Annotated in this window: 17 protein-coding genes; 9 read left to right on the plus strand and 8 right to left on the minus strand. The window is 53.9% G+C overall.

All coding sequences use genetic code 11. The features are described 5' to 3' along the window. Positions 1 to 73: 73 nt before the first annotated feature. Positions 74 to 2,104 (minus strand): choline BCCT transporter BetT, encoded by a 2,031-nt coding sequence (locus ACXI0A_RS22445; protein ID WP_476147061.1) that lies wholly within the window; start codon positions 2,102 to 2,104, stop codon positions 74 to 76. A 255-nt stretch (positions 2,105 to 2,359) separates the two neighbouring features. Between ACXI0A_RS22445 and betI the strand changes: the two genes are divergently transcribed. From betI to betA, 3 genes are read left to right on the plus strand one after another with little or no spacing between them, the layout of a single operon-like run. Then, on the plus strand, positions 2,360 to 2,956 hold the full coding sequence (gene betI / locus ACXI0A_RS22450; RefSeq protein ID WP_476147060.1) for a transcriptional regulator BetI: 597 nt from the start codon (positions 2,360 to 2,362) through the stop codon (positions 2,954 to 2,956). A 13-nt stretch (positions 2,957 to 2,969) separates the two neighbouring features. Beyond that, the gene (betB, locus tag ACXI0A_RS22455; RefSeq protein WP_476147059.1) at positions 2,970 to 4,442 is read left to right on the plus strand and encodes a betaine-aldehyde dehydrogenase; all 1,473 of its coding nucleotides are present in this window, start codon (positions 2,970 to 2,972) and stop codon (positions 4,440 to 4,442) included. A 26-nt stretch (positions 4,443 to 4,468) separates the two neighbouring features. After that, a complete protein-coding gene (gene betA / locus ACXI0A_RS22460) occupies positions 4,469 to 6,148 on the plus strand; it encodes a choline dehydrogenase (RefSeq protein ID WP_224933134.1) in 1,680 nt (559 codons plus the stop codon). 45 nt (positions 6,149 to 6,193) lie between these two features. Here betA and ACXI0A_RS22465 read toward each other — a convergent pair whose 3' ends face one another. Then, on the minus strand, positions 6,194 to 6,802 hold the full coding sequence (locus tag ACXI0A_RS22465; RefSeq protein WP_476147058.1) for a TetR family transcriptional regulator: 609 nt from the start codon (positions 6,800 to 6,802) through the stop codon (positions 6,194 to 6,196). Between the two features lie 56 nt (positions 6,803 to 6,858). Between ACXI0A_RS22465 and ACXI0A_RS22470 the strand changes: the two genes are divergently transcribed. Beyond that, a complete protein-coding gene (locus tag ACXI0A_RS22470; RefSeq protein ID WP_476147057.1) occupies positions 6,859 to 7,887 on the plus strand; it encodes a zinc-binding dehydrogenase in 1,029 nt (342 codons plus the stop codon). Positions 7,888 to 8,088: 201 nt separating this feature from the next. On the opposite strand, the gene ACXI0A_RS22475 is transcribed toward ACXI0A_RS22470, so the two are convergent. Continuing rightward, positions 8,089 to 8,988 carry a LysR substrate-binding domain-containing protein gene (locus ACXI0A_RS22475; protein ID WP_476147056.1) on the minus strand — a complete coding sequence of 300 codons (900 nt, stop codon included), beginning with the start codon at positions 8,986 to 8,988 and terminating at the stop codon, positions 8,089 to 8,091. Between the two features lie 98 nt (positions 8,989 to 9,086). Here ACXI0A_RS22475 and aptA point away from each other — a divergent pair, with 98 nt between their 5' ends. Further along, a complete protein-coding gene (gene aptA, locus ACXI0A_RS22480; RefSeq protein WP_476147055.1) occupies positions 9,087 to 10,418 on the plus strand; it encodes an omega-aminotransferase AptA in 1,332 nt (443 codons plus the stop codon). Positions 10,419 to 10,517: 99 nt separating this feature from the next. After that, positions 10,518 to 11,420 carry a prolyl oligopeptidase family serine peptidase gene (locus ACXI0A_RS22485; RefSeq protein WP_476147054.1) on the plus strand — a complete coding sequence of 301 codons (903 nt, stop codon included), beginning with the start codon at positions 10,518 to 10,520 and terminating at the stop codon, positions 11,418 to 11,420. Here the strand turns inward: ACXI0A_RS22485 and biuH are convergent. Genes biuH through ACXI0A_RS22500 form a run of 3 tightly spaced genes read right to left on the minus strand, consistent with a single transcriptional unit; the run spans position 11,409 to position 14,860 of the window. Then, on the minus strand, positions 11,409 to 12,116 hold the full coding sequence (gene biuH / locus ACXI0A_RS22490; RefSeq protein WP_476147053.1) for a biuret amidohydrolase: 708 nt from the start codon (positions 12,114 to 12,116) through the stop codon (positions 11,409 to 11,411). The genes ACXI0A_RS22485 and biuH overlap by 12 nt on opposite strands. Continuing rightward, positions 12,109 to 13,419, minus strand: a complete 1,311-nt coding sequence (locus ACXI0A_RS22495) for a cytosine permease (protein ID WP_476147052.1) — start codon at positions 13,417 to 13,419, stop codon at positions 12,109 to 12,111. Before ACXI0A_RS22495 ends, biuH begins: the two co-directional genes overlap by 8 nt. Further along, positions 13,412 to 14,860, minus strand: coding sequence for an amidase family protein (locus ACXI0A_RS22500; RefSeq protein WP_476147051.1), 1,449 nt, complete (start codon positions 14,858 to 14,860; stop codon positions 13,412 to 13,414). The genes ACXI0A_RS22495 and ACXI0A_RS22500 overlap by 8 nt, the downstream gene beginning before the upstream one ends. Before the next feature lie 439 nt (positions 14,861 to 15,299). Here ACXI0A_RS22500 and ACXI0A_RS22505 point away from each other — a divergent pair, with 439 nt between their 5' ends. Then, positions 15,300 to 16,136 carry an undecaprenyl-diphosphate phosphatase gene (locus tag ACXI0A_RS22505; RefSeq protein WP_476147050.1) on the plus strand — a complete coding sequence of 279 codons (837 nt, stop codon included), beginning with the start codon at positions 15,300 to 15,302 and terminating at the stop codon, positions 16,134 to 16,136. A gap of 84 nt (positions 16,137 to 16,220) precedes the next feature. Here the strand turns inward: ACXI0A_RS22505 and leuE are convergent, their stop codons facing one another. Next, positions 16,221 to 16,859 carry a leucine efflux protein LeuE gene (gene leuE, locus ACXI0A_RS22510; RefSeq protein WP_476147049.1) on the minus strand — a complete coding sequence of 213 codons (639 nt, stop codon included), beginning with the start codon at positions 16,857 to 16,859 and terminating at the stop codon, positions 16,221 to 16,223. A 221-nt stretch (positions 16,860 to 17,080) separates the two neighbouring features. Between leuE and ACXI0A_RS22515 the strand changes: the two genes are divergently transcribed. Together ACXI0A_RS22515 and ACXI0A_RS22520 are read left to right on the plus strand one after the other, a co-directional pair. After that, positions 17,081 to 18,151 (plus strand): ABC transporter substrate-binding protein, encoded by a 1,071-nt coding sequence (locus ACXI0A_RS22515; protein WP_476147048.1) that lies wholly within the window; start codon positions 17,081 to 17,083, stop codon positions 18,149 to 18,151. Then, positions 18,120 to 18,833 (plus strand): substrate-binding domain-containing protein, encoded by a 714-nt coding sequence (locus tag ACXI0A_RS22520; protein WP_476147047.1) that lies wholly within the window; start codon positions 18,120 to 18,122, stop codon positions 18,831 to 18,833. The genes ACXI0A_RS22515 and ACXI0A_RS22520 overlap by 32 nt, the downstream gene beginning before the upstream one ends. Positions 18,834 to 18,850: 17 nt before the next feature. Here ACXI0A_RS22520 and ACXI0A_RS22525 read toward each other — a convergent pair whose 3' ends face one another. Beyond that, on the minus strand, positions 18,851 to 20,188 hold the full coding sequence (locus ACXI0A_RS22525) for a hypothetical protein (RefSeq protein WP_476147046.1): 1,338 nt from the start codon (positions 20,186 to 20,188) through the stop codon (positions 18,851 to 18,853). Between the last annotated feature and the right edge of the window lie 193 nt (positions 20,189 to 20,381).

The following is a 20,381-nucleotide window of genomic DNA, read 5'->3' on the forward strand; positions in this document are numbered from 1 at the left end:
GAGCAGGCTGAAAGTGTAGCTTGCTCCAGGGAAAGTGCACGGACAGCGGCAGGGGGTGCCGCTGTCCGTAGGCTTACACGCTTGGGAAGGTCATATTGCTGCCTGGCGCTTCACGATGCAGATGGATAAAGTTCAGGTGACGTTCGTACTGATCGAGAATATCGATGATCACCTGCTCCTTGTTGTAATCCATCAAATCGTTGCCCTGGCTGCCTTCCAGCAGGAATGTCTCCAGACGATAATAAGTCGATTTACCGCTGCGCGCACGATAGGTAAAGCCCGGCACCGAGTACTGCTGCGGCCAAATCTGGTAAACGAAGTCCTGCTCTTCACCCAGCAGCACACGCAAATCCAGATAGCCTAACGGATGCCCTTCTTCCGGCTCGACGCTTTCCAGCGACACACGTCCGCCTCTCAGTTCCAGCTCTTTAGCCACATCCTGCATCGCCGGGTACAGCACGTTCTCCATCATCTGCTGAGTGTAACGCGTGCCTGGATAATTCATCAGACGTGACAGGCGCTTCTTCCAGCTCAGGCGATCGTTGCTGGCCGGAATGTACGGCGCAGTATCGCGATTGGCGCTGGCACGACGGTGGTCTTCCACCTTCAGTGATTTATACAATCCCGCCATCACAAAGAAGATCACAAAGCTGAATGGCAGACCCATAATCACTGTGGCGTTCTGTAGCGCAGAGATGCCGTTGGTCATCAGCATTCCCATGGTTAAGACACCAATCGCGATCGACCAGAAGATACGCAGCCAGTTTGGCGCATCGCTGTTAATGTCTTTCAGCTTCGAAGTGAAGTTACCCAATACCAGTGACCCGGAATCCGCTGAGGTGACGTAGAACAACATACCGGTAATGGTCGCGACCGAGGCGCTGAACTTGAACGCAGGATACTGCGCCAGCAGGCTGTAGAAGCCACGTTCCGCATGCGCCATCACTTCCTGAGCAAAGCCAGCATCACCGTGAATGATTTCATACAGCGCCGCGTTACCAAATACCGACAGCCATAACAGAGTAAAGGTGAACGGAATAATCAGCGTACCGAGGACAAACTCACGGATAGTACGACCACGTGAAATACGCGCCAGGAACAAGCCGACAAACGGCGACCAGGCGACCCACCATGCCCAGAAGAAGAGCGTCCAGCTGTTCATCCACTCTCTAGGCTGGTCAAATGCAAAGGTGTTCAGCGTCATGCCCATAAAGCGGTTGATGTAATCACCAACGTTGAGCACCAACGCGTTCAGCAGGAAGTCGGTTTTGCCCATAAACAGCACAAACAGAATCAATCCCAGCGCCAGCGCCACATTCAGCTCTGACAGAATACGGATGCCTTTATCCACGCCGGAGGTCACGGAGATGGTGGCGATAATCACCGACAGCACAATTAACGCCGCCTGTGCGGTGAAGCCTTCCGGGACATCAAACAACACATTCAGGCCGTAGTTGAGCTGCACCACACCAATCCCCAGCGTAGTGGCGATACCAAAGATGGTGCCAATCACCGCGGCGATATCCACGGTATGACCAATCGGGCCATTAATGCGTTTGCCGAAAATCGGGTACAGCGCGGAGCGAATGGTGAGCGGCAGATTGTAGCGGTAGCTGAAGTAGCCGAGCGCAATGCCCATCAGCGCATACATCGACCAACCGGTGACGCCGTAGTGGAACAGCGTCCAGACCATCGCCTGACGCGCGGCTTCCATGGTTTGTCCGGCACCTTCCGGCGGTTGCATGTATTGCGTTACGGGTTCGGCCACAGAGAAGAACATCAGGTCGATACCGATACCGGCGGCAAACAGCATCGCTGACCAGCTTAATAAGCTGAACTCCGGTTTGGATTGTTCAGGCCCGAGCTTGATGGCGCCGTAGCGCGAGCAGGCCATGTAGATAACGAACACGATATACAGCGTCGCGGCCAGCATGTAGTACCAGCCAAACGTAGCGGTAACCCAGTTAACCGCAGTCTGAATCAAGCTCGCAGCCAGCTCGCTGTAAAAAATAGTGACAAGTGAAAATGTCAGAATCAGTCCGGCTGAGGTGAAGAACACCACAGGATTGATTCTGTCTTTTTCACTGGCAGGTGGATTAATCATCGATGACCTCTGGTTAATTTCCTGTAATGACTCAATGGATTAGCGTGACCCGTTAATCAGGCCTTGTCGTTGTTGGTTCTCCCTGCACTCCCCTCCAATTAGTGTTTTTCACTAGCGATGCGCCGCATAGCCCGGTTCACCGCTGCTGTTTTGTAACAATCGAAGCACAGCATCCTAACAAATTTCTTTTTTATATTGAACGTGCAATCAAAAAAAGTTTTAATGGTGCCCTGACATTGTGGTGGAGCTGGAGTCATGCCAAAGGTGGGAATGCAGCCGATTCGTCGTCGGCAGCTGATTGATGCAACCCTCGATACCATCAACGAAGTGGGTATCAACGACGCTACCATTGCGCAGATTGCGCGCCGGGCTGGCGTCTCAACCGGCATCATCAGCCACTACTTCAAAGACAAAAACGGTTTGCTGGAAGCAACGATGCGCGACATCACGCGCCAATTGCGGGATGCAGTGTCATCAAGATTAAAACCGTTAGCGGGTGCCGCGACCGAAGCGCGCTTGCTGGCGATTGTGGAAGGCAACTTTGATGATACCCAGGTGCACAGCGCGGCAATGAAAGCCTGGCTGGATTTTTGGGCCAGCAGCATGCATCAGCCGCAGCTCGGTCGTTTAGAGCGCGTCAGCAGCCGTCGTTTGTTTTCGACACTGGCTGCCGAGTTTCGTCGCGAGCTACCGCGTGAACAAGCACGCTTAGCGGCGCACGGTTTGGCATCACTGATTGATGGACTTTGGCTTCGCGCCGCCTTAAGCGGCAAACCCTTCAATCTGGATGTGGCCAAAACGCTCACCACCCAATTTATTCGTCAGCAACTCGCTGGCGCACTGAATCACTGAGGAAGGAGGAATCATGTCCCGATTCACAGAACAGCAGCTTTATATCGATGGTCAGTTTGTTGCAGCAAGCGCAGGCAATACTTTCCAGACCATCAATCCGGCCAATGGCGAAGTGCTGGCCGACGTGCATGAAGCAGAACAGGCCGATGTTGATCGTGCGGTCGCTGCCGCGCAAAAAGGCCAGAAAGTCTGGGCCGCGATGACCGCCATGGAGCGTTCACGCATCTTGCGTCGTGCCGTGGATATCCTGCGCGAGCGTAATGATGAATTAGCCGCCCTGGAAACCCTCGACACCGGTAAACCGCTGAGTGAAACCCAGTACGTGGACATCGTGACCGGTGCTGACGTACTGGAGTACTACGCAGGCTTGATTCCTACCCTGGAAGGTCAGCAGATCCCGCTGCGCGACACCGCGTTTGTTTATACCCGTCGTGAACCGCTCGGCGTAGTCGCCGGTATCGGCGCATGGAACTACCCGATTCAGATCGCGCTGTGGAAATCCGCACCTGCCCTTGCGGCGGGGAATGCGATGATCTTCAAACCCAGCGAAGTCACCCCTTTGACTGCACTAAAACTGGCCGAGATCTACACCGAAGCGGGTGTGCCTGCCGGCGTGTTCAATGTGCTGAATGGGCGCGGCGCTGTTACCGGCCAACTGCTAACCGATCACCCAGGCATCGATAAAGTCTCCTTCACCGGTGGCGTGGCCAGCGGCAAAAAAGTGATGGCGAATGCCGCAGGATCCACCCTGAAAGAAGTCACCATGGAACTGGGCGGCAAATCACCGCTGATCATCTTTGATGACGCTGACCTCGATCTGGCGGCAGATATCGCCATGATGGCCAACTTCTACAGCTCAGGCCAGGTGTGCACCAACGGCACGCGCGTGTTTATCCCTGCCAAATTCCAGGCGACCTTTGAAGCGAAAATCGCTGAGCGTGTTGCACGCATCAAAGCGGGTGATCTCAACGATCCCGACACCAATTTCGGTCCGCTGGTGAGCTTCCCGCATCGTGATAACGTGATGCGCTATATCGAATCCGGTATCAGCGAAGGTGCACGCCTGCTTTGTGGCGGCAAACGCCTGAGCGGTGCCGATTTCGATAACGGTGCCTGGGTTGAACCGACCGTGTTCACCGACTGTCGCGATGAGATGACCATCGTGCGTGAAGAGATCTTCGGGCCGGTGATGTCGATTCTGACTTACGAGAGCGAAGAAGAAGTGGTGCGTCGCGCCAATGCCACCGATTTCGGTCTGGCTGCGGGCGTGGTGACGCAGGATCTGAACCGCGCGCACCGCGTGATTCACCAGATTGAAGCGGGTATCTGCTGGATCAACACCTGGGGCGAATCTGCCGCCGAAATGCCGGTGGGCGGCTACAAGCACTCTGGTATTGGCCGAGAGAATGGCCTGATGACCTTACAAAACTACACCCAGGTGAAGTCGGTGCAGGTCGAGTTATCCCGTTTCCAGTCCGTATTTTAATTCAGCTTTAACCTGAGGAGCGACTAATGGAATTTGATTACATCATTATCGGAGCCGGATCCGCAGGGAACGTTTTGGCAACAAGACTGACCGAAGATAGCAGCGTGAATGTGCTGCTTTTAGAAGCGGGTGGCCCTGACTACCGCTTCGATTTCCGTACACAGATGCCAGCCGCGCTGGCTTATCCGTTGCAGGGCAAACGCTATAACTGGGCGTATGAAACCGAGCCGGAACCACATATGAATAACCGCCGCATGGAGTGCGGACGCGGTAAAGGTCTGGGTGGTTCATCGCTGATCAACGGTATGTGTTATATCCGCGGTAACGCCATGGATCTCGATAACTGGGCGCAGCAGCCAGGTCTGGAAAGCTGGAGCTATCTGAACTGCCTGCCCTACTATCGTAAATCTGAAACGCGTGATATCGGTGCCAATGATTACCACGGCGGCGAAGGCCCGGTAAGCATCACTACCTGTAAGCCGGATAACAATCCGCTGTTTGCCGCGATGATTGAAGCCGGTGTTGAGGCTGGTTATCCGCGCACGGAAGATCTGAACGGCTATCAGCAGGAAGGCTTTGGACCGATGGACCGTTTCGTTACGCCGAAAGGTCGCCGTTCCAGTACGGCGCGTGGCTATCTCGATACCGCCAAGGTACGTCCGAACCTCAAAATTGTGACGCACGCGACCACCGATCGGATTCTGTTCGAAGGCAAGCGCGCGGTGGGCGTGCAATATCTGCAAGGCTCGAGCAATACCTCGCATCAGGTGCATGCGCGCCGAGAAGTATTGCTGTGCGCTGGAGCCATCGCTTCGCCACAAATTCTGCAGCGTTCGGGCGTGGGCTCTGCGGCGCTATTGAACAAGTTTGATATTCCGGTGGTGCATGATTTGCCTGGCGTGGGCGAAAACCTGCAGGATCACCTCGAAATGTACCTGCAGTACGAGTGCAAAGAGCCGGTTTCACTCTATCCGTCATTGAAATGGTGGAACCAGCCGAAGATCGGCGCGGAGTGGCTGTTCAACGGCACCGGCGTCGGTGCCAGCAACCATTTTGAAGGCGGTGGCTTTATCCGCAGCCGCGAAGAGTTTACCTGGCCGAACATTCAGTACCACTTCCTGCCAGTAGCGATTAACTACAACGGTTCCAATGCGGTTGAAGCGCACGGTTTCCAGTGTCACGTGGGTTCAATGCGTTCACCGAGCCGTGGGCACGTGCAGATTAAGTCACGCGATCCGCGTCGTGATCCGGCCATTTTGTTCAACTACATGGCGCATGAACAGGACTGGCATGAGTTCCGCGACGCGATTCGTATCACGCGTCAAATCATCAATCAGCCTGCGCTGGATAAGTATCGCGGCAAAGAAATCAGTCCGGGCCTCGAATGCCAGACCGATGAGCAGCTGGATGAATTTGTGCGCAACCATGCGGAAACCGCCTATCACCCGTGTGGTACGTGCAAAATGGGCAGTGATGACATGGCCGTGGTCGATGGCGAAGGCCGTGTGCATGGATTGCAGGCGTTACGCGTGGTAGATGCATCAATTATGCCGCTGATCATCACCGGCAATCTTAATGCCACCACTATCATGATCGGTGAAAAGATCGCGGATAACATTCGTGGTCGTCAACCGTTGCCGCGCAGCGAAGCAGATTACTTCGTCGCTGGCGATCTGCCGGTTCGTGGCGAGCCGAAGCGCGCTTAACCGTTTGATATCAGGGTGGCATCTCGTCACCCTGCTCTTATTTGGCTAACTTTGCAGATAAGCCATAATCAGCCTCTTTAACTCAAGTTTAATGTCATCTGATCCCAACTGGTCACGTCTTGCGGCATCATGCACCACCCCCTCAACGGCTGAAGCGAGCACCACAGCGACTACCGTGACGCGTGCTGAATCCCTGCTCAACGTTGTAACGACAAACTGTCGGTAAAAATCCGCGTACTGCTGCTCAAACTCTTCATGAGCGCTGCGCTCAGAAAGCGGCACTTCATCCAGCAACACACGATGTAAGCTGGGGTTAATCAAATGCGCCGCAATGATGCCCTCAATCAAGCGTTCAATTCGCAGCGCGAGTGAATCCTCTTCGATGACTGCGCCAGCAAGGACCTGCAAAATTGCTGCCAGATGCTGCTGGCGAATCGCCTCAGCCAACGCCAGTTTGTTGGGAAAATATTGGTACAACGAACCAATACTGACGCCCGCAATTCGCGCGACCTCATTGGTGTTGAATTTTGCCCAACCGCTCTTTGCCAGGACGCGAGCCGCCGCCTGCAATATCACATCCACCATCACCTGCGAACGCCGCTGGCGTGGCGCTTTGCGCATCGATCTCGATGCGTCAGTAACACGAGTATTCATTGAGGACCCTCCGCCCGATAATACGAGTATTCACTCACATATGGAGGAAAACCGTGATGTTACCTGAAAATATTCGCAGCAGGGAGATTCGTCTTGCACAGCGCAGCCATGGTATGCCCACTCGAGATAATTTTAATGTGGTAGAGACCACTCTGATCCAGCCACCAGGCAATCAAGTGCTGGTCAAAAATCACTGGTTTCGCGTTTCTATCTCCACCCGATTGATGATGAGCGTGGAAGCCGAAGTGGTTAAAGGCATTCCATTTCCCCCATTGCAGATAGGTGACACGCTGGCCGATGCGGCAATCGGCGAAGTCATGAGTGCGCCAGCAGGCAGCGATCTGAGCGTCGGTGATTTGGTTATGCACCCTTACGGCTGGCGAGAGTTCACGTGGGTTGAACAGCAACAGTGCGTACTTTTGGGCAAAACTTTACTGAACCCTGCCGCCTGGCTCGGTCACGGCTGGACAGCCTATGCGGCACTCACGCGTGGAATTTCCGTGCACGATGGCGATACGGTATTTGTTTCCAGCGGCGCAGGTGCAATCGGTTCGATGGCCGGGCAAATTGCACGTAGATTAGGCGCAACGCACATTATCGGCAGCACCGGCTCTGCCGAAAAAGCCGCATGGATGCGCCAGCAGCTTGGTTATGACGCCACTATCGAACGCGGCAAGGGTTCTATCGCTGAGCAGTTGCGTCACGCTGCACCTGATGGAATCGACGTGTTGGTCGATATTGTGGGCGGTGAACAATTAGCCGCAGCCGTTTCACAGGCTCGCGAGCACGCACGCTATGTGCTGCTGGGTGCCCTTTCCGCTGAATTGGCAACCAGCCATTCCAGCAAAATCGCGCCGGTTGAGATTGATGGTTTTGATCTGATTGTCAAAGGCGTCACGCTTAAGGGCTATAGCGCTGATGAACATCCTGAGGCGTTTGGCGAGTGGCTGCAGCAACTGACAAATCCCGGCTGGCAGGATCTGCATTTTGCTAGCAGCACCTATCAGGGATTAGATTCTGCACCACAGGCGTTGGCTGATGCCTGTTCCGGCAAAGCGCGTGGCGTGGTGATAGTGGCGCTGTAAAAGAAGGGTAAAACAAGTTAAAGGGACGTCAATCCAATTATGTCGGTTTAAAGTCCAGCATTTTGGGTTAAGCACATCCAGACGATCCCTTATTCTTCCCTGTTTAACCAATGAGGCACGATAGCCGGCGTTAGTGCATTAGTATAAATCAAAGGTATGTTGTAACTAGTAACGCATTAACTTAACGCATTGCGGTAAAAATCATTCCCACTCAATCGCCTGCAGGAAGCGTTCAAGTATCGCATTCTGGCTGCGCCCTTTGCGCGTGACAACAGCGATTTTACTGGTGAAGTGAAAGCGTTCCGGTGCGATGGCGCGCATTGCCTTTTTCTCCACCCACTGAGCGGCATAGTGGTCAGGCAAAAAACCAATAAAGCGTCCGGTCAGGATCAAAAAGGCAATGCCTTCGCGGTCGGTTGCTGTGGCGCTGCAGTTGAGTTTCTGATGCATGGCAATGGCCTCTGCCGTCATGCGAAAAGCGGGCGCGATGGCATCGCACCCTCTCAGTTGCTCATCGTCAGGCTTGAGGGAAAACAGCGCGTGGGTGTCGCTGCAGTAAAGCTGCGACCGCTCGTCATACAATGGCCTGTAATCCAGACCAGAAATCGGCGCGGTGACTGGCAGCGCACCAACGTGCAATCGACCATCCATCAGCCCTCTTTCAATCTCTGCGGCCGTCATCATGCTGATATTCAGCCTGATGTCGGGACCTATCCCATGCAGTTTCTCCAGCGCATGGGTGATTTTCATGCGCGGCTGGGTCACCAGATTATTGATGATGCCGATGTTCAGATCACCGCGCAGCTGCTTGTGCATCTGGTTGACCTGCAGGCGAAATTGCTCGATTGCCGCCATCATACTGTCGCTATGACGCAGGATCTCCCGCCCTTCATCGGTCAAGGCAAAACCCGCGCGCCCGCGTTGACACAATCGCATGCCTAGCCGCTTCTCCAGATCGCCCATGTGCAGGCTAATGGCCGAGCGCGTCATCCCTAACAAACTTTCTGCCGCAGAGAAGCTGCCGCTCTCATTAACGGTTTTGAACAGGCGCAATAATTTGAGATCAAAGTCAGTGACCTGCGCGAGCGATTTGCTTTTCATATAGGTGAGTAAATCAATAACTGAAGATGAATTAATAGGGATTTAACTTAACTAACCATTAAATGCAAACTCTTCATACACCCGTCTGGAGAAACATCATGTCTGATGCTGTTAACACTACCGATCTCAATCTGCACGCGCACTGGATGCCGTTTACTGCTAACCGCAACTTCCAGCGCGATCCACGTCTTATTGTTGGCGCCCAGGGCCGCTGGCTGACCGATGATAAAGGACGACAGATTTTTGATAGCCTTTCCGGGCTGTGGACCTGTGGTGCTGGTCACTGCCGCAGTGAAATCCAGCAGGCGGTGGCGAAACAGCTGGGCACACTCGATTATTCACCCGGCTTCCAGTACGGGCATCCGCTGTCATTTCAGCTGGCAGATAAGATTGCTCAGCATATGCCGGGTGATCTGAACCATGTGTTCTTTACCGGTTCTGGATCGGAATCAGCTGACACGGCGGTAAAAATGGCACGCGCTTACTGGCGCATCAAAGGCCAGCCAGCGAAAACCAAATTTATCGGGCGCGCGCGTGGTTACCACGGCGTGAATATCGCCGGAACCAGCCTTGGTGGCATTGGCGGTAACCGCAAAATGTTCGGTCAGTTTATGGACGTTGACCATATTCCGCATACGCTGCAATCCGATCTGCCCTTCACTTCTGGACAGGCCGAAACCGGCGGTGTGGCATTAGCCAATGAGATGCTGAAACTGATTGAGCTGCATGATGCTTCCAACATCGCCGCCTTGATTGTCGAGCCTCTTTCTGGTTCGGCGGGCGCCATCATCCCGCCGGTAGGCTATCTGCAACGCCTGCGCGAAATCTGCACACAACACGATATCTTGCTGATTTTTGATGAGGTGATCACCGGATTTGGCCGCATGGGCCGCTGGAGCGGCGCTGAGTACTTTGGCGTCACACCCGATATCCTGAATTTCGCCAAGCAGATCACCAATGGCGCGGTGCCACTCGGTGGCGTGGTCGCCAGCAGTGAAATCTATAGCACCTTTATGGCGCAAAAACTGCCAGAACATGCGGTGGAATTTGCTCACGGCTACACCTACTCTGCCCATCCGGTGGCGTGCGCAGCGGGACTGGCCACGCTGGAGTTACTGGAGAATGACGCGCTGATTGCGCAATCCGCCGAGCTGGCACCGCATTTTGCCCATGCATTGCATGCGCTGCGTGATTGCCCGAACGTCATTGATATCCGCAACTGCGGCCTGGTGGGTGCCATCCAACTAGCGCAACGTGACGGCGATGCCACTCTTCGTCCATTTGAAGCGGGTATGGCACTGTGGAAAGACGGTTTTTATGTGCGATTCGGCGCCGATACATTGCAGTTTGGCCCGATGTTCAATACACAGCCTGCCGAGTTGGATCGCTTGTTTGACGCTGTAGGTGAGACGTTACATCACATAGCGTGAGGAAAATGAGGTGATTGGTCATACTTAACAACATCTTCTTCATACTCTCTGCCGATTCTTCTGATTCAATACCCTTTTTGGATTCAGTCTGGATCGGCCATGCTCCGTCGCCACTTTCTTACCGGTTTACTTCTCTCACCCTTAGTCGCACGCAGCGGCATTAGTTTGGCCGCTGCCGCGCCAAATCCCGCGCAAGTGTTGCCCTTGTGGCCGAAACAACCGCCTGGCGGCGGCGGGCCTTTAGGGGCGATGGCGTTCAGCGCCAAGGGGGCACAGCGCAATATTGCCATGCCAACCCTTACTGTATTCAAACCGCTTCAACCGAAGGGACGCGCCGTGCTCATTGCCGCTGGCGGCGGCTATACGCGCATTGAAATGGGCAAAGAAGCCTGGCCCGCTGCCGCGTGGCTGTCGGCGCAAGGCTATACCGCTTATGTGCTGAGTTATCGCCTGCCACAGGAAGGCTGGAAAGATGGCGCGTTGGTTTCACTTCAGGATGCACAGCGTGCATTACGTATCGTGCGCCACCGTGGGAACAATGTCAGCGTATTAGGCTTTTCGGCAGGCGGGCACCTGCTGGGAATGGCGGCGAACCGCGCAGATTTTCATGCCTATCAGGCCAGCGATGCGTTGGATAACCTCCCCGCGACAGCCGATCGTGCCGCGCTGATCTATCCGATTATCACGTTAGAGCCGCCTTACACGCACACCTCCACGCATAAAGTGTTGGTGGGGAAAGACGCATCGATCAGCGCGGATACCGCCTGGTCGGTTCAATCGTACGTTAACCCGCAATCACCGCCGTTTTTCCTGGTTCAGGCCGAGGATGATCCTGTTTCCGATCCGCACAACACCTTGATCATGGCTGCTGCCTGTAAGCAACAGCATGTGCCGGTAGAAATGCATCGTTATCCCAGCGGCGGTCACGGCTTTGGATTGGGTAAGCCCGGCACACAAACCACGGAGTGGCCGGGACATTACCTGCAATGGTTAAATGCTTAACGCTGCGGAAGGTTGAGCCAGGCCCGCCAGCAACGTCTCCGAACTGGCCACCGCACCAAAAATACCGCCCTGCATATGAATCATGCTTAGTGCCGCTTCGTGGTGTTTTAGCTCAGTCGCGGCGCAGCAGTCGGACAGCACCAGACACTCAAATCCGCGATCGTTGGCTTCACGCAGCGTGGTATGAACACAAACATCGGTGGTGATACCCGAGATGATCAGATTACGGATCCCCCGACTGCGCAGGATCAGTTCAAGATCGGTTGCATAAAAAGAGCCTTTTCCGGGCTTATCGATAATGGTTTCACCCGCCAGTGGTGCCAGTTCCGGGATAATTTCCCAGCCCGGCTCACCGCGCACCAGAATGCGACCACAGGGACCGGGCGCACCGATTTCCGCCTGCATCCGTTTGGAGCGCCAGCGTTTGTTGGCGGGTAGATCACTCAGGTCAGGACGATGACCTTCGCGCGTATGGATGATCGGGAAACCCAATTCCCGCATGCGTGCCAGCACGCGCTGCAGAGGCGCAATTGGGGCGCGAGTCAGTGCAATATCATAACCCATGCTATCGACGTAGCCGCCCTTGCCACAAAAATCGGTCTGCATATCGATGATGACCAGCGCAGTATCGGCAGGCGAGCAATGTCCATCAAAAGGCCAGGGATAAGGCGTTGAATCAAAAGTAAACTCAGGCATTTTTCTGCTCCATCAGGCTCGCTGCGTTTTCACGTTTAAGTTTGACAATCAAAGTGTAACTGGCAGCAGCCGTTACCAGGCCAATCACCGCTTCACCAAACTGCGGGAATTCAATGTGGGCAACCACCGCACACAAGCTGCCAATCGCCCAGGCGGCAAAAGCGCTACCGCGCAGGCGACGGGTTTTGCGTTGCTCGCTGATTTTAGCCATGAAGATCAAATCAACGATCATGACCGCACCAAACGGCGGTACCACAATGCCGAGCAAACTTAACCATTCGAGGAAGTAGGACCAGACGCCCGCCAGTGCCAGCGCTCCGCCGATCGCCCCGAGAATCAATGTCCAGACACGCATCTTGCTGCTGAACAGATGGCTAAAGCCAACGGCACCGTTGTACAAACAATGGGTGCATACAGAGCCGAGATTAATGAAAACAAACAAGAAAGCGATGATGGAGAGTAATGCGCCGTGGTTCATCAGCATTGGCAGGAAATTGCCGCCATTGTTGACCGGATCAACCGCCGCGCCCACCGCCACAATCACTACACCAAACAGATAAGAGATCACATTTGCCATTGGAAAGGCGGAAAACGCGGCGATCACCGCTGATTTACCGTCCTTAGACCAGCGGGTGAAATCCGCTGTCATGGTGCCCGAATCAGCGAATCCCGCCACCACCATGGTCACTGCCGTTCCCATGCTCATAGCGCCGACTGCACTGGCACTGCCCTTGAACTGGGTGATGGTGCTGAAATCATGGTCCTGTCCAATCAGCCACAACGCGACCAAACCGAGCACCACAAACAGCGGTGCGGCAATCATGCCCAGAATCGACAACGCACGAACGCCGAGGAAGGTAACGCCGGTGTAAAGCACCATGGCAATGGCGGTCACCACAAGTGCGTTCCAGCCAAAGGTTTGGTTAATCACCGTACCGGTTAATCCCGTTTGAAACGCATACCAGCCAATCACCACCGTCGAGAGGAAACCGGAAACCAGGATATAGCCTTTCGTACCAAAGGTGCGCTTAGCCTGCAGTGCGAAATTCATTCCGGTATTACCCGCCAACCAGCTAAGTGCGCCTACGTAAGCGAACAGCACCAGATTGCCCAACAGGATGGCAATCAGCGCAGGCCAGAAACCCAAATGCCAGGTAATAATGCCGCCAAACAGCGCGTTGGTGAGGATCATCGGGAAGCCGAACCAGACTGCTGATACCGAGCGCGTAGAGTGACGGTGACTCAGAGGAACCGGCTCGTGTTCAAATTCCTGCTCCAGCGCAGGGGATGATTTTTTACTCATGGGCTACTCCGATTGAGGCGGGATAAAGGTGATTCCACGGTTGGATGCGCTCAAAAGCGGCACTTGCCGCCAGCACCAGGCCATCGTCCAGGTGACGACCCACGATTTGCAGACCAATCGGCAAGCCACTAGCGGTGAAACCCGCAGGGATTGAGGCCGCAGGTTGGCCAGTGAAATTGAATGGATAACAGAATGACAACCAGTGATCGCTGCGTACCATGCGCCCATCAATGATTTCCGGCCCCTGCATGTTGAGCGGGAACGGTGGCACCGCTAGCGTTGGCGTCAGTAGCAAGTCGTAGTGCTGCATAAAGCGCCATAGCTGATTGCAGATCTTCTTGCGTGCGGTATTGGCATCGGTAAAGTTTTCAGCGCGCCACTCGCGTTGCAGCATGGCGCTAAGATGTGGCGACATGCGTGAACCCAGGTCGCTCTGCATCTGACGCATGCCTGTGAGGTCGCTTTCAAAGGCCACCAGCGCGGCAAAGGTAGCGCCTTCATCGGCAATTCCTGGATCAACTTCTTCCAGTTCCGCCCCCAATTCACGGGCGAAATGTCGTGCGGCCTTAGTGACAACGTCACGCACCTCTTCATCGACGGCGATATAGCCAAAATCGGCACTAAACGCAATGCGTAGCCCGTTTAAGGGTTTTTCCAGAGAGGAAATCCAGTCAACGTCGCTGCAGGGAATGGAGTGCCGATCGCGCATATCTGGCCCCGCCATCACTGACATCATGAGTGCACTGTCTCGCACCGTGCGTGTCATGGGACCAATGTGCTCAAGCGATTCCCAGCTGGATACACCGGGATAACGTTCGTCGCGGCAGCCGGGCCATAACGGCACCCGCCCCATTGACGCTTTGAATCCATAAACGCCACAGTGCGCCGCTGGAATACGCACCGATCCGCCGCCGTCACTGCCCAGGGCAATCGGGCAGAGGCGAGCGGCGAGTGCTGCGCCCGATCCAGCACTGGAGCCGCCGGGCGTTTTGCTCAAATCCCAGGGATTACGTGGTGAAGGAAACAGAGGATTGTGTCCCACGCCGCTGTAACCAAACTCAGGCGCGGTGGTTTTGCCCAGCAGTACCGCATCGGCAGCCAGCAGCCGCTCGACGGTAATGTCGTCATCTTCGGGAATGAAGTCAGCGTAGGCAGCGGAACCCGAGGTGGTTTTCACCCCCGAGGTGCAGATGAGATCCTTAACGGCCAGTGGTACACCCGCGAAAGCACCCAGCGCTTCACCGCGTGCACGTTTCGCATCCACCGCGGCTGCCTGCTGTAACGCCAACTCGGGCGTGGCAGTGCAGAATGCCTGAATCAGCGGCTCGCGTTTTTCCATGCGATCCAGCGCGGCCTGCGTCAATTCACGTGCAGACACCTCGCCATTGCGCACCAGCTCAGCCAATGCCGTCGCATCGCCATCCAGTAAAGCTTCAAACATGGTTACTCTCCCGATTTGGTCACTGAACGGGATTAATGCAGTTTGCGTGCCACAAGGCGTTATAAAATGGCTGCCTGGCGATAATTCCTGAAGGGATACGGGCTTGGATACAAGATCGAATACTTATGTTTCTTTCTAATGCATTCTTTTCCGCATCAAGCACAAAAATAGCGCAGCGTTGCGCCATTTTGGTCATCTCTGACATGGCCGTTTATCAACATCATTCAAAGCCTCGGCGTAAGGCAAAGTAGCGTCGAAAAATTTAGCGCCGCGTCATGAAGTTGTAACCTGCCTATTATTCGCATTTTAGTTCGGTAAACATTTCATAAACGACATTACGAATAGGATAATACTTATCACGGATAAAATGAGAAATGTGTCAGGGTGAGCGAGGTTAAACAAAGTTTCATTTTCCATTCTTTTATCTGAGGGCGAACGGGTGAATTATTTCGACGTATCCATTCTGGCCGTAATTCAGGGGCTGGCGGAATTGCTGCCGGTTTCCAGCTCTGCACACGTTATTATGACCGAAAAGTTATTGGGCCTTGACCCGGCAGCCCCTGACATGACGCTGTTGTTGGTGATGCTGCACACTGGCACAATGTTCGCGGTGATTGTTTACTTCTGGAATAACTGGCGGGAGACCTATTTCAGTTCAGGCCGTGCATTTAAGAAAAATGTATTTTTAATTATTCTCGCTACAGCTGTTACCGGCGTGGTGGGTTTGGCGTTAATGAAACTGATTAAATATTTCTTCGCTGCTAACGCCGATACTTTCGAAATAGAATCCTTATTCAGTAATAGTAAAATAATCGCCAGTGGCCTTGCCGCCGCAGGATTATTAATTATCTTCTCATCACGCCTGAAAGAAAAAGATCGCGGCGAACTTTCACCCTTGAGCGCCGCTGGCATTGGATTCGTTCAGGGTTTGTGCCTGCCGTTTCGCGGTTTTTCTCGTTCAGGCGCCACGATTTCTACCGGCCTTTCATTGGGCGTAGCTCGCCAGCGTGCGGAAGAATTTAGCTTCGCTTTAGCCGTGGTGTTGACACCAGCGGTGATCGTCAAAGAAGGGTTGCGCGCTTTCAGTTCAGGCTCTGCTGGCACGGTCGCGGTGAGCAGCGGCGTGTTGCTGCCCAGTCTGGTGGGCATGCTACTGAGTTTTGTCGCCGGTCTTCTGGCTCTTCGCTGGCTCTCCCGCTGGCTGGAGCATGACCGCTGGCATCTGTTTGGCGGCTATTGCCTATGCGCTGCGGCGCTGATTGGTTGGTTGGGTTAAGACATCATGGCTGTCTAAATGCTACCCGAAAACGGAAACAGCAGGTTTTCCTGCTGTTTCCTGGATATTAGCGCAGAGAGTAAATTAACTTTGTGCACTCATTAAGCGCACAGCAAAACCAAAGAACAACATGCCCGTGAGCATATTCCCGATTTTTACCAGTCGAGTGCGGTTTTTCAGGAAGCGAACCATCACGCTACCAGCCACCAGCAAAATCAGATAATAGCTCAGGCTGATCAGTTGGATCATCGAGCCCAGTACCGCGAAGGCAGGCGCAGTATGAGTGACCGCCGGATCAATAAACTGAATGAAAAAGGAGACGTAGAACAGTATGGCTTTAGGATTGGTCACGCCCAGCAGCAGTGCGCGCAGGAAATAGTTTTCTATTTTAACGGCTTCAGCGGGCTGGTTACCTTCACGTTTGCGCAATGCACCCAGAATGATCTTTACGCCTAAATAGAGCAGGAACATCGCGCCAAGATACTTCACCACCATAAAAATATGCGGACTGGTGCGAATCAGCGTCGCGACGCCGGCCCAGGCAAGGAAGATGAGAATCAGGTCGCCCATCATCACCCCTGCTATCGCTTTAGAAGCCGCTTTTACGCCACGGCCCATCCCGGTGCGCAATACGTACAAACTGTTTGGACCAGGCAGCAGAATAATTACCAGCGCACCCGCCAGAAACGTCCAGACATTAATAATTCCTACATCGTGCAACATAACAACCATTACTCCAGCGCCATGCAGGTTGATTCGCCCGATGACGTTTGTTTTTAAAATTGACAGGTGAATATGTGCAGCGGATCGCGCTGCAATTGGGCCGATATAGTAGCAGATGACGCTGTGCCATGTCCTCCGGCGACTGCGCATCACTGAAACAGTCATAGGCGCTTGCTCGTTAGCGCTATATAATCCGTTGCGTTACGCTGCAGGGATAACTCATGAACACAACGATTAACCGCCTGATTCTGGCGGGCTTACTCACCTTTACCTCTTTAAACACCTTCGCCAGCCGTGTGGTGACCGACCAGATAGGCCGCCAGGTGACGATTCCCGATCAGGTCGATCGTGTGGTGGTGCTTCAGCACCAAACACTGAACCTGCTGGTGCAACTCAATGCGACCGATAAGATCGTCGGCATCCTCGCGAACTGGAAGCAACAGTTGGGTGATGGCTACGCGCAGCTGGTGCCTGAACTGACACAGAAAGCCATGCTGGGCGATCTTACCCATGTAGATTTAGAAAAATTGGTGGCGCTGCATCCGCAGGTAGTTTTTGTCACCAACTACGCGCCAAAAGAGATGATTGACCAGATTTCAGCGCTGGGCATTCCGGTATTGGCTATTTCCTTACGCCATGACGATCCAGGGGAACAAGGCAAGATTAACCCCAGCATGCAGAATGAGAATCAAGCTTACGATCTCGGCATCAAAGAAAGTATTACCTTGATTGGTGAGGTGGTGAATAAGCAGCAACAGGCCAAAGAGCTGATTGCCGCGGCCTTTGCCGGGCGTAAACTGGTGAGCGATCGTCTGCAGGGGTTAACTGAGCAACAGCGTGTTCGCGCTTACATGGCCAATCCGGATCTCACCACTTATGGTTCTGGCAAATACACCGGATTGATGATGTCGCACGCGGGCGCCTACAACGTCGCGGCATCGACCGTTCAGGGTTTCAAGCAGGTCAGCATGGAGCAAGTTGTGGCGTGGAACCCTCAGGTGATTTTTGTCCAGGATCGCTATCCACAGGTGGTAGATGAGATCCAACAAGATCCACGCTGGCGCACGATTGACGCGGTGAAGCATCATCGGGTCTGGCTGATGCCGGAATATGCCAAAGCCTGGGGTTATCCGATGCCTGAAGCTATCGGCTTAGGCGAGCTCTGGATGGCGAAGAAACTATATCCGGAAAAATTCCGCGATATTGATATGCAGCAACAGGCTGATCGCTGGTATCAGCATTTTTATCGGACCGCCTATCATGACAACGCTCCACATTCTGGCAGCCGGTAGTCTGCGCGGTGTCTGGCCGGATCTGATGACAGCCTTTCATCACCAGTCTGGCCTGACGACCGACACCCACTTTGGCCCTGCTGGCTTGCTGCGGCAGAAGATTGAACAAGGTGAACGCTGCGATCTATTTGCATCCGCCAATCTTCTGCACCCGGCCGCACTGTTACAGCGCGGTCTGGCACTGCACACAGGCAAATTTACCGCTAACAGTTTATGTTTGACTGCCAGGCGTGACGTTGTCACAAAAATCGATACCTGGCTTTCACTTTTACAACGTGACGATCTGCTGCTGGCAACATCAACGCCGTTAAGTGACCCTTCCGGCGATTACACCTGGCAGCTTTTTGATAACATCGAACAGGTTTACCCGGGCCGGGGTGAACGACTGAAACAGAAAGCGCGTCAGCTGGTGGGCGGCATTAATAGCCTGGCGGTTCCCTCGGGCCAACTGGCAGCACAATGGTTAATCGACCACCAGCACGCAGATCTCTTCATTGGATATGCCAGCTATGCTCCACGTCTAATACATCATCCGCATTTGCAGGTAGTTAGCATCCCGCAACCGTTCAACATTCAGGCGGAATATGGATGGGCGACTTTCACCCACTCTGCTAATCCCCTTGCCGCCTTTCTCAGTACAACGGAAGCCAGGGCCATTCTGCAACAGCATGGTTTTGCCTGAACGCTGTTCAAAAGCGCTCAACGTAACAAACCGCGCACGGCCAATCGTGCGCCCACTAATTCAACTCTGAGACGGTTGATGATTTTACGATAGCGGCTGGTTCGCTGTTGAGTCTCCAGCACCCGGCGCAACAATATGCAGTAATCCATCACTAGTCCTGGCGTCCACGTCATACCTTCTGCCCGGCTGCGTACCAGACTCAATAACCAAAAATCGGGGTTAAGGATGACCCAAAGGCCTTTTAAGCCGTGTTCACCCAACAAGCCCTCAGTGGCAACGTCCAGCGCCTGCATCACGCTGGTCGAACAGTTGCGTGACGTGAGGTTATAGCGGGTATCGGTTGCATTCGCGCGCCAGTAATTGCGCAATGCGGCCTGGTTGTAATGCGTGAGAACCAAACGTTTGTCAGGTCGACACCATCTTTTGATTTCATTTTCCAGCGATGGCAGTAAACAACCCTCAACGTCAAACTCCTCTTTCGCGCGCAGCGTTTGCAGGAAACCGCGCAAGCTGCGTGAAACATCATCAACCGGGTAGAGGCTGATATAGAGTTCATCACCCATCTCTAACGATGTATGGCCGGTTGATACTTCACCGCGATGGTCAATCGCTGCCACCCAACGGTCAAACCATGGACGTCGTCCAGCGACATCACCGGATCCCAGAGGGGTCCAGATGTAAACATTCAGCGGCACGTTAGCATGCCCGGCTTGTAGCGGCGGATGTTCATAATTCAGCCCATGCGGCGCTCGTAAACCTTTGCGGGTGAAGAGAGGGAGTGCGGTCACACTGGTGTTCTCTGGCAACGCATGAATTTGCGCTCCCATAAACAAAAGATTGATGCCCCATCCCGCCAGCAAAAGAGCAAAACACAGCGGCACGATCACATGCGGAGCCAGCGGCCAATGGGTGGCAATCAGAATGCTGAACAGGATTTCCGCGCATCCGAGGCTAAATTTTCGCGTCCATCTCCGACAGCGCATCAAGCTGCATGAAATAACACGGAAACCGCCATCCAGTAGAAAAATCAAGGCAAAACCTAGTGAGAAGCTGATGCTGCTGTCATGCGGTGCAATGAACACCAACACGCCGAACAGCATCAGTCCAGCTGATTTCATTAAAGGTGGCCAGGCAATGCCGGCAGGTGAGTAGATTGCACTCATCACTTCTGCCAACCCTTCGACGACCAGGAATACTCCCAACACATGCAAGGGAAACGATAGACTTCCATGTTGCAACAGATCCATCAGGATCCCGGCACTCGCGCCAGCACATAGCAGGCCTAGCCCGGTCAGGTAAGGCCAACCCGCTCTTAATGCCGGTCCACCCATCAACAGAAATAATAGTCGCAGCAAAGGTACTCTCCAGCGGATAACACACAGCTCAGCACGGTCTATAGACGCGGGCAAATAACAGGAGTTCTGTCAGGCCTCAGCAATTCTGACTTCGTTTACTGATGGTTGTGACTGTGAGGGCACTCTACGTGGCGAAGATTAAAATTGGCTTAATGATAAAGTAAATATTGGCTCATTTTTTGAACAGCCCAAT

This window comes from Pantoea sp. C1E2 (assembly GCF_056491465.1).

What these genes read in the sequence shown, in the direction of transcription:
- ACXI0A_RS22520 (WP_476147047.1), top strand. Translation starts at nt 18,120, where the DNA reads ATGACAACGCTCCACATTCTGGCAGCCGGTAGTCTGCGCGGTGTCTGG.
- aptA (WP_476147055.1), top strand. Translation starts at nt 9,087, where the DNA reads ATGTCTGATGCTGTTAACACTACCGATCTCAATCTGCACGCGCACTGG.
- ACXI0A_RS22515 (WP_476147048.1), top strand. Translation starts at nt 17,081, where the DNA reads ATGAACACAACGATTAACCGCCTGATTCTGGCGGGCTTACTCACCTTT.
- leuE (WP_476147049.1), bottom strand. Translation starts at nt 16,859, where the DNA reads ATGTTGCACGATGTAGGAATTATTAATGTCTGGACGTTTCTGGCGGGT.
- betB (WP_476147059.1), top strand. Translation starts at nt 2,970, where the DNA reads ATGTCCCGATTCACAGAACAGCAGCTTTATATCGATGGTCAGTTTGTT.
- ACXI0A_RS22470 (WP_476147057.1), top strand. Translation starts at nt 6,859, where the DNA reads ATGTTACCTGAAAATATTCGCAGCAGGGAGATTCGTCTTGCACAGCGC.
- ACXI0A_RS22495 (WP_476147052.1), bottom strand. Translation starts at nt 13,419, where the DNA reads ATGAGTAAAAAATCATCCCCTGCGCTGGAGCAGGAATTTGAACACGAG.
- ACXI0A_RS22485 (WP_476147054.1), top strand. Translation starts at nt 10,518, where the DNA reads ATGCTCCGTCGCCACTTTCTTACCGGTTTACTTCTCTCACCCTTAGTC.
- ACXI0A_RS22475 (WP_476147056.1), bottom strand. Translation starts at nt 8,988, where the DNA reads ATGAAAAGCAAATCGCTCGCGCAGGTCACTGACTTTGATCTCAAATTA.
- ACXI0A_RS22465 (WP_476147058.1), bottom strand. Translation starts at nt 6,802, where the DNA reads ATGAATACTCGTGTTACTGACGCATCGAGATCGATGCGCAAAGCGCCA.
- ACXI0A_RS22500 (WP_476147051.1), bottom strand. Translation starts at nt 14,860, where the DNA reads ATGTTTGAAGCTTTACTGGATGGCGATGCGACGGCATTGGCTGAGCTG.
- biuH (WP_476147053.1), bottom strand. Translation starts at nt 12,116, where the DNA reads ATGCCTGAGTTTACTTTTGATTCAACGCCTTATCCCTGGCCTTTTGAT.
- ACXI0A_RS22445 (WP_476147061.1), bottom strand. Translation starts at nt 2,104, where the DNA reads ATGATTAATCCACCTGCCAGTGAAAAAGACAGAATCAATCCTGTGGTG.
- betI (WP_476147060.1), top strand. Translation starts at nt 2,360, where the DNA reads ATGCCAAAGGTGGGAATGCAGCCGATTCGTCGTCGGCAGCTGATTGAT.
- betA (WP_224933134.1), top strand. Translation starts at nt 4,469, where the DNA reads ATGGAATTTGATTACATCATTATCGGAGCCGGATCCGCAGGGAACGTT.